Here is a 15,594-nt window from a genome sequence, read left to right on the forward strand (position 1 = left end):
TCTGGCGCCGCAAGCCGCGGCAACCCGTGTTGGTACATTCCGATCAGGGTAGCCAATACACGAGCCATGATTGGAGTGACTTTCTCAAGACGCATGGTCTGATGGGCAGCATGAGCCGACGAGGTAACTGTCATGACAATGCTGTTGCTGAAAGTTTCTTTCAGCTGCTAAAGCGAGAACGTATAAAACGGAGAATCTATCCGACCCGCGAATCCGCCAAGCTGGATATATTTAATTACATTGAGATGTTCTACAACACCAGAAGACAGCATGGTTCCAATGATGGCCTGCCACCGGTAGAGTACGAACGTCAGTATTTTAATGGGGCTGGAAAGTGTCTAGCTAACTAGTGGCGATTCACCCCGCGATGGCAACATCGTCGCAATAGAATCAAGCATTAACCTCATCGATATGCTTGACGACAGTGAAACGACTATCACCGTTGTGCTGCCTGGTGATAGCGATCCATCGCAAGGAAAAATCTCCGTTCTTTCCCCTTTGGGCTCTGCCCTGCTAGGTAAAAAACACGGCGAAACCATCACATTCTTCGTCGGAAACCGTATGAATCGTTTTCGAATTTTGGCTGTAGCGTAAAAATTTTCACAGATATGGAGGGAAATAATCATGCAGTCTTTTACAGGCCGCTCATAGTTGAGAATAAACAGCCAGACTGAGTTTTTATTTTCCTCTATCGCCTTATGCGGCAGTCAATTTTTGCTTATATTCGATCAACAGAACGATGGAGACTAACATGAGTAAGAGCAAAGTGAGTAAGAGCAAAATTCAAGCGGGTAGCAAAAAACCGCCCCAAAAAACGCTGAAAGAAAAACCTAAAGAAAAGAAAGAAAAGGAAACCATCTCAAGTAGTTAACTGGTAGCGAGCAGGGGTGCCTGGCACCCCTGCTCTATCTTGTTCCTGTCTCAGCCAAAAAAAGTGTCCGTAATACTCCCTTGTTATTTTCCAAAGTTAATAGCAACCGTCAAAATTGCTTGTAACAAAACCATTCATTGCCCATCTTATTGGTATTGCTGAATCACAAGTTTGTGGCAGTCCAGCGACTGGCCGCAAACGAGTCTGAACTCAAACACTGAAAGGAATGCCCTGTGCATAGAACCACCAAGAAGCTGATGATTGTCGCCGCTGTGGTTATCGCGATGGCAGCGTATTTCTTCCTCGATCTCGGGCGATATCTGAATCTGGCTTACTTGCAACAACAACTGGACATGATCCATAGCTTCTATGCGGAAAACCGGCTGTTTGGCTGGCTAATTTTTCTGGCGGTGTATGTGGTCGTGACCGCGCTGTCGATTCCCGGCGCGGCTGTCATGACGTTGGCGGGCGGCGCCATTTTCGGGTTTGTCACCGGATTGGTGCTTGTCTCTTTCGCTTCGGCCATGGGGGCCGCTCTCGCCTTTCTGGTGGCCCGTTATCTGTTAAGGGATTGGGTGCAACAACGTTTTGGCGACCGACTCAAAACCATCAACCAGGGCATAGAAAAAGACGGCGCTTTTTATCTGTTTACCCTGCGGCTGGTGCCGGTCTTTCCATTCTTTCTGATCAACCTGGTGATGGCGCTCACGCCTCTGAAAACCTGGACTTTCTACTGGATCAGCCAGGTGGGAATGTTGGCGGGCACTGCCGTCTATATCAACGCGGGCACCCAGGTGGCCCAGTTGCAAAGTGCCGGGGATATTCTCTCCCCCGGACTGATCGGCGCCTTTGTACTGCTGGGCCTGTTCCCCTGGATGGTTCGCGTCATCCTTGCTCCCCTGCAGCGGGCGAAAGTCTATCGAGGCTGGGAAAAACCAAAACATTTTGACCGCAATTTGATCGTTATCGGCGCCGGCTCCGGTGGTCTGGTGAGCGCTTATATCGGCGCCACCGTCAAAGCCAGCGTGACCCTCGTGGAGAAGGAGCGCATGGGCGGCGACTGCCTAAATACCGGCTGCGTCCCCTCAAAGGCCCTGATCAAAAGCGCCCAGGTGGCCTCAATGGCCAGCCACAGCCCTGACTATGGCCTGAAACCCCTGCAACCGGAAGCCGATTTCGCCGCGGTCATGGATCGTATCCAGAGGGTGATTGCTGCCATTGAACCCCACGATTCGGTGGCGCGCTACAGTCAGTTGGGAGTGGACTGCCACCAAGGCAGCGCGCGGCTGCTGTCGCCCTGGGAAGTGGAAATCACCGGCAACGAAGGTACCCAAACCCTGACGGCACGCAATATCATTATCGCCAGCGGCGCAGGCCCCCTGGTCCCACCCTTCCCCGGACTGGAACAGATCGATTACCTCACCACCGAAACCCTGTGGAAAGTTCGCGACAATCCGGACCGCCTGTTGATTCTCGGCGGTGGCCCCATCGGCTGCGAACTGGCCCAGTCCTTCGTCCGCCTGGGCACCTCTGTCACCCAGGTGGAAATGCTGCCCCGCATTTTGCCCAGGGAAGACGAGGATGCCGCCGAGCTGGTGGCCAATGCCCTGCGGCGGGATGGTGTCAATCTTTTACTGGAACACAAAGCCGACCACTTTGCCGTGGAGGGCGGCGACAAGGTGCTCTATGCCGAGTATAAGGGCGAAAGTGTGCGCCTGGTGTTTGACCAGATTCTGATCGCCATTGGCCGGAAAGCCAATACCGACGGACTGGGGCTGGAAACACTGCGTATAACGACCAATAAAAATGGCACCATTGCCCTCAACGCCTTTCTACAAACCCGCTTCCCCAACATCTACGCCGTCGGCGATGTGGCGGGACCCTACCAGTTCACCCACACCGCAGCCCATCAGGCCTGGTATGCGGCGGTGAATGCGCTGTTTGGTCGCTTTAAAAAATTCAGAGTGGATTACTCGGTGATTCCCTGGGCCACCTTCACCAGCCCGGAAGTGGCGCGGGTCGGGCTCAACGAACAGGATGCCTTTGAGCAGGGCGTCGCATTCGAGGTGACCCGCTACGGCATCGATGATCTGGACCGGGCCATCGCCGACGGCAGTGCCGAGGGTTTCGTCAAGGTGCTGACCCGACCCGGCTCAGACCGCATACTCGGGGTGACGATTGTCGGCGCTCACGCCGGGGATCTGATTGCGGAGTATGTGCTGGCGATGAAACACGGCCTCGGCCTCAACAAGATTCTGGGCACCATCCATATCTACCCAACTCTAGCGGAGGCCAACAAATTTGCCGCGGGGGAGTGGAAAAAAGCCCATGCCCCACAGGGGCTATTGAAGCTGGTGGAGCACTACCACCGCTGGCAGCGCCGGGGTCAGGATCAATAAGGGGGGCTTTTTAATTGACGCGAATCTGCCTGGGAGAAGCGGCCTGCCCAATAAATCAGCGTGAACCCACGGCTTTACCCATGGGTTCCTGACTGGCCAGATATTCCTCGTAGGTGCCCTGAAAATCGACCAGCGCGTGTCCCTTGATTTCAATCACACGGGTCGCCAGAGACGAGACAAATTCACGGTCGTGGCTGACAAAGATCAGCGTGCCGTCGTAATGCTCCAGTGCCATATTCAGCGCTTCAATCGCCTCGATATCGAGGTGGTTGGTGGGCTCGTCAAGCAGCAACACATTGGCATCGGTCATCATCAGCTTGCCGAACAACAGGCGATTTTTTTCTCCACCGGAGCAGACCCGGGCTTTCTTGTTGAAATCATCCGCACTGAACAGCAAACGACCGAGCGTGGCTCGGACGATCTGGTCGTCATGACGGGGTTTTCGCCACTGGCTCATCCAGTCAAACAGCGTCAGATCACAATCGAAATCCCCTGTGCTATCCTGGGGACAATAACCGAGCTCCGCGTTCTCAGCCCACTTGATTTTGCCGTGGTCGGGCGTCAGCTCGTTCATAAGGCAACGCAATAACGTGGTTTTACCGGCACCATTTTCGCCGATAATGGCCAATCTGGCGCCCGCCTCCAATATCAGGTTACCTTTGCTGAACAACGGCTCACCATCAAAGCCGTGGCCGAGATTTTCCAGAATCAGGGCCTGGCGGTGAAGTTTTTTCTCCTGCCTGAAGCGAAGGTAGGGGCTCATCCGGCTGGAGGCCTTCACTTCATCGAGCTTGATTTTTTCGATCTGCTTGGCTCTGGATGTCGCCTGCTTGGCCTTTGATGCGTTAGCCGAGAAGCGGCTGACAAATTGCTGCAAATCGGCAATCTGCGCCGATTTTTTAGCATTCTCGGACTGCAGGCGTTCCCTGGCCATGGTCGATGCCGTCATGAAGTCATCGTAGTTACCCGGGTAGAGGCGCAGCTCACCGTAATCGATATCGGCCATATGCGTACAAATGGCATTCAGAAAATGGCGGTCGTGGGAAATGATCACCATGGTGCTCTTGCGCTCGTTGATGACCCCTTCCAACCAGCGAATGGTGTTGATATCGAGGTTGTTGGTGGGCTCATCCAGCAGCAGAATATCCGGGTCGGAAAACAGCGCCTGGGCCAGCAGAACCCGCAATTTCAGACCGGGTGCCACTTCGCTCATGGGACCCTGATGCAATTCCTCGGCAATACCCGCACCAAGCAAAAATTCACCGGCTCTGCTCTCGGCGGTATAACCATCCATTTCGGCAAAGCGGGCTTCCAGCTCTGCTACTTTCATGCCGTCGGCATCAGTCATCTCTACCAGGCTGTAGATCCGGTCGCGCTCCCGTTTGACATCCCACAGTTCTGTATGGCCCATGATGACCGTATCGATCACCCGGTATTTTTCAAAGGCAAATTGATCCTGATGCAGCTTACCAACCCGCTCATTCGGGGTAATTGACACATTCCCGACGGTGGGCACAAGGCTGCCGTCCAGAATCTTCATGAAGGTGGATTTACCACAGCCATTGGCACCAATCAGGCCATAGCGGTTACCTTCACCGAATTTAACGGAGATATTTTCAAACAGCGGCTTGGCGCCAAACTGCATGGTGATGTTTGCGGTCGAGATCAAGGGAATATCCTGGGCGCGATAAAACAAAAAAAGATGGTGTAACGAAGGCTGCGGACTATACGCAGTTGTCAGCAATACGTCGAGAGCTGGCAGAAAATATTTATAAAAAACAAGGAGGTTTAATGATTTTGCACTATCGCCACCAGACTGAACAGGCCTTGTTCATTGGCTATGGGTTAATCGATCTCCTCTGCATCGCGACGACGCTGCTGGCGCTCCTCCTCTTCACTGAGGGCGTAGCTAATCACCTCCAGAACTTCTGCCACATCGGCATTTTGCAGATCTTCTGCAAAACGGCCGGACAATGGCACATCGGGGTGTAAATCACCCACCTCATAGAGCGCCCAGATTTCCTTGCCAAACCGGGTGTCCAGCAATTCGGGGGCAAACCGGGCGTAATAGTCGGTAATTTTCTGAACATCCCGCTCAAGCATGTATGCCGCGTGATTATTGGCGGATGCATCAACCGCCTGAGGGAGGTCAATGATCACCGGGCCATACGCGTCCTGTAACACATTGAATTCAGACAGATCGCCGTGCACCAGCCCGGCACAGAGCATGCGCACGACCTGGCGCATCAGCACAGCATGACCCACCAGGGCCTGCTGGCTGGTCATGGTGATTTCACTGAGTCGTGGCGCCACATCGCCCTCGCTGTCAGTGATCAACTCCATCAGCAATACCCCATCGACACAACCGAAAGGTTCCGGGACCCTCACTCCGGCAGCAGCCAGGCGATACAACGCTGAAACTTCGGCATTCTGCCAGGTTTCCTCCTGTTGCTCGCGGCCGTAACGGGTGCCTTTTTCCATGGCTCTGGCACGGCGCCCACTGCGCACCTTACGACCTTCCTGGTATTGCACTGCTTTTTTGAAGCTGCGTTTATCCGCTTCCTTGTAAACTTTTGCACAACGGATTTGCCCGCCACAGCGCACCATGTAGACGGCTGCCTCTTTACCGCTCATCATCTGCCGAATGACCTCATCCACCAGACCATCATCAACCAGGGGCTGTAAACGCTTCGGAATTTTCATGATGCCTTATAGCATATTTGCCGGGGGTAAGTTGGTTTCCGTGTAAAACCCGCGCGAAACAGGGAAAAGTTGTGTTGGACTCAATAGATACTGAACAGCAGGAATACAGTAAGCAGTACCACCACCCAGGTCACGACACTACCCGTTGGCCAGGTGCGTGCCAACATGCCCTCGGGACCATGGTGCCGGCCTATATAGGACCAGATGACAGAAAACACCCGACTCGAACCGTTCCGAAAAACCGTATTGAGATCAGTGAGGAGACTGATCAGTCGGTTCATCAGAGACAGGACCAGCCGACGATAGACCCAGTCAAAGTCGAGACTGATGGTCAGGGTGCGCCGCATCAACGGCAACAAAGCAAAGAAAGCCAGCCCGGAGAAAAGCAGCAGTTGCAGTTGGGTCACCAGGTGGGATGCTGTATAGGGCACATAGTCCACTGGATAGGGCAGCAGGCGATAGAGCCACTCCGGGAAAACACCCAGTAAAATACAGCCTGCGGCTAACAAAACCATGGCGGCGCGCATATTCCAGGGCGGATCCTTGGGCCGCAAACCAGAGTCCTTCTGGAAAAACACGAACCAGGGAAACTTGATACCGGCGTGAAGGAAAACACCTGCCGAAGCGGCCAGCAACAGCAGCCAGACCATCATCAGATGCTGGTCGGCAGCGGACTGGGAAATCATCGACTTGGAGATAAAGCCCGAGGTAAACGGAAATGCCGATATCGCCAGGGCACCGATAATACCGCACAGGGCGGTGAGTGGCATCGAGTGGTATAGCCCGCCCAGTTCACTGCACTTGCGGCGACCGGTCATATACAGCACCGAACCCGCCGACATCAGCAACAAGGCCTTGTAAATGATATGGGCAAAGGCATGGGCAGACGCACCATTGATGGCCATTTCCGTACCAATACCAATGCCGCAAACCATGAAGCCCACCTGGTTGACGATAGAGTAGGCCAGAATTCGGCGCATATCGTTTTCCAGCAAGGCATAGATGATGCCGTAGAAAATCATGTAGAGGCCAATCCAGATCAGGATTTGCTGCCCGGGAAATAACAGGATCAGTGCCAAGACAGCGGTTTTGGTGGTAAAAGCCGATAAAAATACCGTACCACTGGGACTGGATTCCGGATACGCATCCGCCAGCCAGGCGGATAACGGCGGCGCGGCAGCATTGATCAGCACACCGATCAGAATCAGCCAGCCATCAATATTGGTCAACGGAATCGGCTGAATTTCGATGGAACCGGTGTGGACCATCACGCCTTCGATACCGATTTTAAGCAGTACGCCGCCCACCAAATGCATGATGGCATAGCGGATCCCCGCTTTCCTCGCACCCTCGGTACCGCCACACCACACCACAACAGTGGAAAAAATAGCCATCAGCTCCCAGAACAGGAACATGGTAATCAGATCCCCGGCAAAGGCAACACCGATTGCCCCTGCTGCATAGGCTTGAGCAGCAGCCAGTTCCCACCACTTCGCCTGACGGAAGGCGAACAGCCCACCAACAAACGCCATGATGGCAAAAATAGTCGCAAACAGGCGTCGCAGGGGGCTCGATTCAACCAGCTGTATCTCATAATTGAGAAACTGGGCCGTCATCAGGATGCCGTCGCCCATCTGCCAGATGGCATAAAGCGTCAACAGCGGTGCACCCAGCACAATCAATGGACGCAACGGTGCCCACATCGGCCCGATCAAAAAAGCGCCGAGAATGAGAATGAATGCGGGCGGAAAAATTAATTCAAACATCGTCGTCGTAATAGTTGTCGGGCCGTTTCAAAAGGTATCCGAGCAGTTTCGCGAATACCACCATCAGGGCACATGAAAGAAAACCAAAGACGGCACTGAAACCGAACCAGCCGTCAAAACCGAAATGGCCGTGCACAGAGACAAAAGCCTGAACGATGACCGTGGCAGCCAGTATCAGGCCAAACCCCCACCAGAGTTTTTTATGATTTTCCGACCGGTAGAGCCAGCTTTTTTGCTGGTTGTCAGTCTTGTTACTCATTTCGGCACTCCCAGTACTGCCATTTCAAAGGCAACCAGCGGACCGCTCAGGAAAAATACCAGCAGTGTCAGCAGCGCCGTGACACAGATTGCCCCAACCATGGGCAAAGGCGCTTCGCCATGGGGCTTCGGTGGTGCAACCGATTCCTTGCGGAAATAGGCCCGGAAAATAATCGGCAGAAAATAGGCTGCATTAAGTGCCGTAGCAAGCGTTAGCACCATCAATACAAAATAGCTGTCAAGCTGGAACGCGCCGGCAATCATGTACCACTTCGAAACAAAGCCGCCGGTGGGCGGCACACCGATCATACTGAGGGCGGCTATCGCAAAAGCAGCCATGGTAATCGGCATCCGAAAGCCGATACCGTCCAGTTGGTTGATCTCGGTTTTCTTACTGGCGATATAAATCGCCCCAGCGGCAAAAAACAGTGTGATCTTTGCCACCGCGTGAGCAACGATGTGAACAATCGCACCAATCTCCGAAAGCGGCGTGAGCACCAGAACAGCCAACACGATATACGACAACTGGGAGACCGTTGAATAGGCCAGCATGCGCTTTATATTGGTTTGTCGAAGAGCCAGTATCGAGGCCACAACAATGGTAAATCCGGCGATGTAAACGGCTACCACCTCGTGGGGCACATCCACCAGGAAGTCGAGTCCAAAAATATAGATTACTACCTTGGCAAGGGTGAACACACCCGCTTTCACAACCGCCACGGCGTGAAGCAGAGCGGACACCGGCGTCGGTGCCACCATTGCAGCAGGCAGCCAGCGGTGCACAGGAATCAGCGCCGCTTTACCAATACCAAACATGAACATCAACAAAAGAATGGTGGCACCGATACCACCGATATTGCCCTCGAGAATACCGCCGGGACGGAAGTCCAGGGTGCCGGCAACAAAATAGGTCCACATCATGGCCGGCAAAAATAATCCGATGGAGGTCGCCAGCAGAATGCCAAGATAAGTTCTTGCTCCGGCGCGGGCCTTGTCATCACCCTTGTGGGCGACCAGCGGATAAGTGGACAGGGTCAACACTTCATAGAACAGAAACAGGGTCAGCAGATTGGCGGCAAACGCCACCCCCATCGCCCCAAAAATTGCCACCGCAAAGCAGACATAAAACTGGGTTTGACGCTTTTCCCGGTTGGCCCGCATATAACCAATGGAATAGACTGAGGTAACAATCCACAACCCGCTGGCCACCAATGCAAACAGAATCGACAGGGGTTCGGAGTGAAGGGCAATGTGCAAACCGGGCAAAATCTGCCACAACTCCACATACAGTGCAGCAGCTTCGTCCCCACCGCGTTCAACCGCACCAAACACCTGAATGACCAGATAGAAGAGTGCGACCGCCGTTGACAGGGTTACCGCTTCTCTGAGGTTGGGCCAACGGCCACACAGGGCAATCAGCAACGCACCGCAAAGCGGGACCACCAACGTAAGCTGCAGGGCCAGCAGCGAGGTCACGGGCTACCCCCGAGCAGCATATGTGCTGCACTGTCTGATAGATAAATCGGCAACCGCGTATCGATACCAAAATAGATATTGGCCACGGCCAACAGACCGGTTGGAATCAGCAGAGACAGCGGGGCTTCTTCGCGAACATCACTCTCGCCCTCTCGAAAATAGGCCACTTCCACCAGTCGCCAGATATAAACCACAGCCAGCAGGGAACCCAACAATACTGCAATAATCAACGGCCACCAGGCGCGCTCAAATGCAGCCAACACCAAATACCACTTGCTGATAAAACCAACGGTACCGGGCACACCGATCAGACTCAGGCCCCCGATCACAATGATTGCCATGGTCCAGGGCATACGCTTGCCCAACCCCTCGAAATGCCTTACATCGGCACTGCCAAAACGAAACACAACCGCAGCCAGGGCCAAAAAGAGCGCGCCCTTCATCAAGGCGTGGTTAAACAAGTGCAGCAATGTTGCCTGCAACCCGGTGACAGTACCTATACCAATGCCGATGATCATATAACCGATCTGCGCCACACTGGAGTAGGCGAACAGGCGTTTCACATCGGGCTGCTGGATGGCCACTATCGAAGCTACGAAAACCCCCGCCAGGCCAAGTGCCAGAAAAATACTGTGCAGCGGCAACACCGACGCGGCAAACCCCACACCAAATACAGAAAAGTGAAAACGAATCAGCAGATACACGGCCACTTTTGTCGCCGTAGCTGCCAAAAATGCGGTCACAATTGATGGTGCGTAAGCATAGGCATTGGGCAGCCACAAATGCAGCGGGAACAAGGCCAGCTTCAGGCAGACACCCACCACCAGAAAGGCAAAGGCGGTGAAAGCAGTAGCCGAATTTTCCAGCTGTGGCAACCGGTTCGACAGGTCCTGCATATTCAGGGTACCGGTAAGACTGTAGAGGAAACCGATGCCAATCAGAATAAAGGTGGCCCCGATTGTACCGACAATCAGATACTGGTAGGCAGCCCAGAGCGCACGCCGGTCACGCCCCAGCGCAATCAACGCATAGGTTGCCAGAGAGGAAATTTCCAGGAAGACAAACACATTAAAAATGTCACCCGTGGCGACAATACCCAGCAGCCCGGCCAGGCAGAGCAAATAGAGTACATAAAACAGCGGCTGCCTTTCTGGCGCAATCTCGAGCCGGATGGCCGTATGCGCAGCCAGCATCATCAATGCGCCAATCCCGCTGACGATCAGCAGCACATAGGCAGACAATAAATCAATGCGGTACTCAATACCCCAGGGGGCATCCCAGCCACCCAGACTGTAACTCAGCGCACCGAATTGATGAACCTGGAACACCAGCAGACCGCTGATAACCACCGAAACAAGGCTGGCCATACAGGCGAACAGCCAGGCAGCGCGGGCTCTATCCAGCAACAAACAGGCTGGTGCGGCCAGCAGGGGAACAATGACTTGTAGAATGGGTAGGTGGCTCAGCACTGCAGATCTCTTTCCTGTAACTCTTCTTCCTCTACCGTGCCATAGGCGTTCTTGATTCGGACCACCAGCGCCAACGCCAACGCCATGGTGGCGATGCCCACTACAATGGCAGTGAGAATCAGCACATGGGGTAACGGGTTGGAATAGACACTCACGCCGTCGGCAAGGATCGGGGCACTGCCGCCGGCTACTTTACCGACACTGATATAAAAGATGAAAACAGAGGTCTGGAAAATATTCAGACCAATCAGTTTTTTGATCAGATTGCCCTGCACGATGACGATATAAAAACCGATCATCATCAATATAATTACCATCCAGTAGTTATACAGCTCCGGCAACATCATTCAGGCTCGCTCCGATCGGCCGCATAACCCGCAAAAGCGTAAAAAATCAGGATCATCGCAGCAGCTACTGTGATACCCACCCCCAACTCAATACCGAGAATACCGATGTGTCGGCCCACAACAGGATCACTGGCAAGGCGACTATAGTCCAGGTAATTCAGGCCAGTCAGAAAACTAACAACACCCACACCACCGTAAAGCAACACCCCGAATGCCGCCAGAACCCGCAAAATTGACGGCTTGATCGCTGCCTTGGCCTTGGTCAGACCAAACAACATCGCGTACAGAATAATTGCCGCCGCAAAAATGACCCCGGCCTGAAACCCCCCGCCGGGCCCATATTCGCCATGAAACTGGACATAGAGTGCGAACAGCAGCATAAGCGGAATCAACATCTTGCTCACGACCCGCAAAATCATGTGGCTGCGCATGGTTTCAATGACATTTACCGGAGGAGACGTGTGATGCCGATCTCCGGAGCTCAACAGAATCAATACCCCCACCACCGCCGTGAAAACCACCACGACTTCTCCCAGTGTGTCAAAGGCCCGGTAGTCCGCCAACACCGATGTCACCATGTTGGGAATACCGATTTCAGTGGGGGACTCCTGAATATAACGTGCAGCGACATGGGTATGTGCAGGGGCATCGGCCGAACCGAAGGATGGCATGTCCAGGGTGCCCAAGATCAACAGGGCACCGGTCACCAGCACCAGGAAGAATGCCGCCCGCGGTCGGCGGTGGGCTGTCTGCTCATAGCGACCGGTAACGGTCAGTGCCGTCAACATCAGCAAGGGGAAAACCCCTGCACCCACAGCCGCCTCGGTAAAAGCCACATCCACAGCATCCATGGAAACGAAGAAGCTGGCGGATAGCAAACCATAGATCCCGGCCAGCATCACGCAGGCGAACAGATCTCTCTGCCGGACAATCGCCAGCGCGGTGATCACCAGAAGCAGCAGTAGCGTAATATCGAGGACTAGTTCGATGAGAGTTCTCCAATCATCAACATTATCCATGCTGAAAAACCACCCGAGGATACAGCTGGCACAACAGTCCCTGACTTTACCCCGCTCGGTATCCCACTGTGATTATTGTTCATCGCGTTCATCGACCAAGGGTTGAAGCTTGCCGTGTAGTGCCGCTTTCGCCAGGGCATGACTGGCAACCGGACTGGTGATCATAATGAACAATAAAATCAATACCAGCTTGAAAGATACAATATTCCAGCCGGCAATCAACATGAGGCCAAACAGAATCAGTGTGGTGGCGAGTGTTTCCGTGACGCCCGCTGCATGCATCCGGGTGAAGAAGTCAGGGAATCTCAACACACCGACACCACCGGAAAGCATCAGGAAAGCACCGAGCAGAAGACAGGCTGAACCCAACGCATCAACCATGCCGGCAACCATCAGAAAGAGCCCCTCTCTTCGCGGCGACTGTATTCAAAGTACCTGAGCACGCCGACAATACTGATGAAATTAATCAATGCATACACCAACGCAATATCCAGAAAATCGGGCCTGCCGAACAAAAAACCCATAACAGCGATCAATAGCACAGTTTTGGTTCCGAACAGATTAACGGCCAGGATGCGATCGTAAATAGTAGGTCCCAGCAACGACCTGACAATCGCCATCACCATGACAACCAGAATTGCTACCGTACAGGCAATCAGCATTTAGAGCTCCAGTCCCGCAACACGCCGGTTCATTTCATCACCCTTCAGTTCGGCTATATTCTCTGCTGTCAGCGCATGCACCAACACGGTATCACCTTCGATATCCATCGATACCGTGCCCGGTGTCAGGGTGATGGAGTTGGCGTAAATAACTTTCCCCATATCGGTCTTCTGACTCAATGGCAACTTGGCAAAACAGGGGCTGATCGATTTATTTCCCAGCCAGATACGTTTCACAACATCAATGTTACTGAGAATAATTTTGCCCACCAGCCAGCCATAGTAAAACGAAATATTTCCACTCAGATGAAGGGGCTGTGACTCGTGATCAACCACATCCATGCGATGAGAAACCCAGACTGCAAATACCACGGACAGCACACCGAGGGACAACAACAGCGGGGAGTAATAGCCGGAATTTCCCAACCACAATATCAGCAATACAAAAGCAAGACTGAGACAATGTTTCATAATAATCCGCCGATGATGTACATGAGATGGGTATTAATACCTCGTTATATTTATTAAATCTTACTAAAAAATTTCATCATGACTCATTACAGGAGAAATGTTTTTTGAGCACCAAAACCAGAACATCTTCAGCATGCTTCAACGACACATTTGACCGAACGACTTCCTGACTGTCCAGTGCCACTTCACTATTAATTTTTGTGACGATGTCGTCAAGTGTCGTTTGACGAGGAAAACAATAGGGGTTTCGCTCAGTAATGCCCTTATTAAGAATTTGCCCTCCGGCTCTGGTTTGCAAAGCTCTTTGCTCAAAGGTTGGATTCTGTTCGTCCGACAAAGTGAATTTTTCAGTACTGGCCAGAAACCCCTGAATAAAGGCATGACAATTTGCCCTATCAGTATTCAGTGATAAGGAGTGTGTCCGGATTTTGTCGGATTGACAGGAAGAAAGAAATTGCTGCGACGCCATTTTGTCCAGGGCAAAAACATTCGTCACCATTACGCCCAATAACGTCATGGAAAAAAAAATCAGTCTCAATATTTGTTTCAGTACAGTAACCATGGGGCCCCTACTTGTTATAATTTGCCGGTTACTTTCTCGCTGTTATCATAAAAAAGTATGGTTGGAACTGTGAAAAATTATGTCAAATAAGCACTATATTTGCACACAATATTTTACCGGTACAGCGAAACTTGAAAAGGCCATCCATCGATCCTGCCGGGCTGATAGATGAGCCGGAAAAATAAACAGGGATCCGATCGATGCACGGGATAATCGCCCCTCTATCGGTGCATACTATTCAGTTTCAAGACCACAGTTCAGGACTGACGGGCACGCAATGGGGCCTGCCCCGCTGCGACTGTCATATCTTCACACTTCAATTCGGCCAGTGCGTCCGAAAGCTCGGAAAATATTTTGCAGCTGATCCCGTCCGGGCGAAAGCCAGCCCGCGACAGGGTTTTTAATGGCTGAAACTGGAGGTCGGCAAGAAATACGCGGGTACCAGATGCCCGGCAGGTATCAAGCAATTTATACAGCGCCGCGACCCCACCGGCATCAAGAATCGATACGCCATCAAGATATAACAGGATACCCTTCTGTCCCTTGCCGAGCTGTGCCAACTCACCGAAGACACGATCCGCCGCCGCAAAAAATAACGGGCCATTTATTTTCAATACCCGCCAGCCGTCTGGAAGCTCACCATTAACCATTTTTTTATTGCCGGAGATATCACTGATTCTTGTCATTTCGGCAATCTCTTTCATAAACAGCAAAGACGCCAGCACAAGACCTGCTGTGATCGCAATGACCATATCAAACAGTATTGTCAGGGAAAAACACACCACAAAAACCAGCACATCGCTCGGCGGCGCAGTTTTCAACAGGTGTGCTATACGAGATGTTTCACTCATTTTCCACGCAACGACCACCAGCAATGCTGCCATGCTGGCCATCGGCATAAATGCTAAAAGCGAAGAAAGCCATATCACGGCGGCCAACACCACCAGGGCGTGAATTATCGGGGCAATCGGTGTCAGGGCACCCGCTTTGAGATTGGCTGCCGAACGGGCAATCGCAGCCGTCGCGGTAATACCGCCAAAAAAAGGTGCCACAATATTACCAATGCCCTGCCCCAGTAATTCACTGTTGGCACTGTGTTTGGTCCCTGATGCGCGATCCAGTACAACAGCACATAACAGCGACTCAATGGCCGCAAGCATGGCAATCGCAAAAGCCGCCGACAACAGGTCCTGGGCGACTCGCCAACTGAACACCAAAGGTAACTCACCGGGTTGTGTCCTCTGCCACGGCCATTGAATATCGGGCAACACCGGGGAAATACCCGATCCAACTGTTCCATCGGGGAGCACAAAACTGAAGGCAGACCCAACCGTGGCAATGCCCGCACCCTGCTGGTTCAGCGCCACTGCCACCAGGCTGCCCACAATCATTGCCGGCAGATGTCCGGGAACAGGTGTTTTCAACAATGGCCAGAGCAACATAACCAGCATGGTAATCAACCCTGTCACCAGGCTCCATAATGAAAAATCGGGCAAGGCGTTGATCAGCGCCAACACTTTATCGGTAAAGTGAATCGGCATATCCGCAATCTGCAAGCCCAGAAAGTCCTTAGTTGCAACACGGCAATCAC

The 15,594-nt window shown here is 52.8% G+C and carries 16 protein-coding genes; 3 read left to right on the top strand and 13 right to left on the bottom strand.

The annotated features are described in order from the left end of the window. The 3 genes from ACTF5G_RS08205 to ACTF5G_RS08215 form a co-directional block, all read left to right on the top strand. A partial coding sequence (locus ACTF5G_RS08205; protein WP_438952333.1) for an IS3 family transposase occupies positions 1–350 on the top strand: 350 nt, incomplete at its 5' end. A 34-nt stretch (positions 351–384) separates the two neighbouring features. Next, positions 385–594, top strand: coding sequence for a GreA/GreB family elongation factor (locus ACTF5G_RS08210; protein ID WP_438952348.1), 210 nt, complete (start codon positions 385–387; stop codon positions 592–594). A 510-nt stretch (positions 595–1,104) separates the two neighbouring features. After that, positions 1,105–3,270 (top strand): FAD-dependent oxidoreductase, encoded by a 2,166-nt coding sequence (locus ACTF5G_RS08215; protein WP_438952334.1) that lies wholly within the window; start codon positions 1,105–1,107, stop codon positions 3,268–3,270. A 55-nt stretch (positions 3,271–3,325) separates the two neighbouring features. Here the strand turns inward: ACTF5G_RS08215 and ACTF5G_RS08220 are convergent, their stop codons facing one another. The 13 genes from ACTF5G_RS08220 to ACTF5G_RS08280 all read right to left on the bottom strand — a co-directional run. Beyond that, on the bottom strand, positions 3,326–4,939 hold the full coding sequence (locus ACTF5G_RS08220) for an ABC-F family ATPase (protein WP_438952335.1): 1,614 nt from the start codon (positions 4,937–4,939) through the stop codon (positions 3,326–3,328). A gap of 176 nt (positions 4,940–5,115) precedes the next feature. Next, positions 5,116–5,973: a PA4780 family RIO1-like protein kinase gene (locus tag ACTF5G_RS08225; RefSeq protein ID WP_438952336.1), complete on the bottom strand. Its 858-nt coding sequence runs from the start codon at positions 5,971–5,973 to the stop codon at positions 5,116–5,118. A gap of 80 nt (positions 5,974–6,053) precedes the next feature. Further along, positions 6,054–7,739 (bottom strand): Na(+)/H(+) antiporter subunit D, encoded by a 1,686-nt coding sequence (locus ACTF5G_RS08230; protein WP_438952337.1) that lies wholly within the window; start codon positions 7,737–7,739, stop codon positions 6,054–6,056. Beyond that, entirely contained in the window at positions 7,732–7,998 is a 267-nt protein-coding gene (locus ACTF5G_RS08235) for a hypothetical protein (protein WP_438952338.1), read from the bottom strand. The genes ACTF5G_RS08230 and ACTF5G_RS08235 overlap by 8 nt, the downstream gene beginning before the upstream one ends. Next, positions 7,995–9,473, bottom strand: a complete 1,479-nt coding sequence (locus ACTF5G_RS08240; RefSeq protein ID WP_438952339.1) for a monovalent cation/H+ antiporter subunit D family protein — start codon at positions 9,471–9,473, stop codon at positions 7,995–7,997. The genes ACTF5G_RS08235 and ACTF5G_RS08240 overlap by 4 nt, the downstream gene beginning before the upstream one ends. Continuing rightward, positions 9,470–10,942 carry a monovalent cation/H+ antiporter subunit D family protein gene (locus ACTF5G_RS08245; RefSeq protein ID WP_438952340.1) on the bottom strand — a complete coding sequence of 491 codons (1,473 nt, stop codon included), beginning with the start codon at positions 10,940–10,942 and terminating at the stop codon, positions 9,470–9,472. The genes ACTF5G_RS08240 and ACTF5G_RS08245 overlap by 4 nt, the downstream gene beginning before the upstream one ends. After that, positions 10,936–11,289 carry a cation:proton antiporter subunit C gene (locus ACTF5G_RS08250; protein WP_438952341.1) on the bottom strand — a complete coding sequence of 118 codons (354 nt, stop codon included), beginning with the start codon at positions 11,287–11,289 and terminating at the stop codon, positions 10,936–10,938. The genes ACTF5G_RS08245 and ACTF5G_RS08250 overlap by 7 nt, the downstream gene beginning before the upstream one ends. Beyond that, on the bottom strand, positions 11,286–12,308 hold the full coding sequence (locus ACTF5G_RS08255) for a Na(+)/H(+) antiporter subunit B (protein ID WP_438952342.1): 1,023 nt from the start codon (positions 12,306–12,308) through the stop codon (positions 11,286–11,288). The genes ACTF5G_RS08250 and ACTF5G_RS08255 overlap by 4 nt, the downstream gene beginning before the upstream one ends. A 72-nt stretch (positions 12,309–12,380) precedes the next feature. Further along, the gene (gene mnhG, locus ACTF5G_RS08260; RefSeq protein WP_438952343.1) at positions 12,381–12,689 is read right to left on the bottom strand and encodes a monovalent cation/H(+) antiporter subunit G; all 309 of its coding nucleotides are present in this window, start codon (positions 12,687–12,689) and stop codon (positions 12,381–12,383) included. Between the two features lie 11 nt (positions 12,690–12,700). Continuing rightward, complete coding sequence (locus ACTF5G_RS08265; protein ID WP_438952344.1) at positions 12,701–12,970, bottom strand: monovalent cation/H+ antiporter complex subunit F; 270 nt, start codon at positions 12,968–12,970, stop codon at positions 12,701–12,703. After that, a complete protein-coding gene (locus ACTF5G_RS08270) occupies positions 12,971–13,441 on the bottom strand; it encodes a Na+/H+ antiporter subunit E (protein ID WP_438952345.1) in 471 nt (156 codons plus the stop codon). 76 nt (positions 13,442–13,517) lie between these two features. Further along, positions 13,518–13,958, bottom strand: coding sequence for a Rap1a/Tai family immunity protein (locus ACTF5G_RS08275; RefSeq protein WP_438952346.1), 441 nt, complete (start codon positions 13,956–13,958; stop codon positions 13,518–13,520). A 302-nt stretch (positions 13,959–14,260) separates the two neighbouring features. Continuing rightward, a partial coding sequence (locus ACTF5G_RS08280) for a SulP family inorganic anion transporter (protein ID WP_438952347.1) occupies positions 14,261–15,594 on the bottom strand: 1,334 nt, incomplete at its 5' end.

Origin of the sequence: Porticoccus sp. (assembly GCF_965660005.1) — a bacterium.
Lineage (GTDB): Bacteria > Pseudomonadota > Gammaproteobacteria > Pseudomonadales > Porticoccaceae > Porticoccus.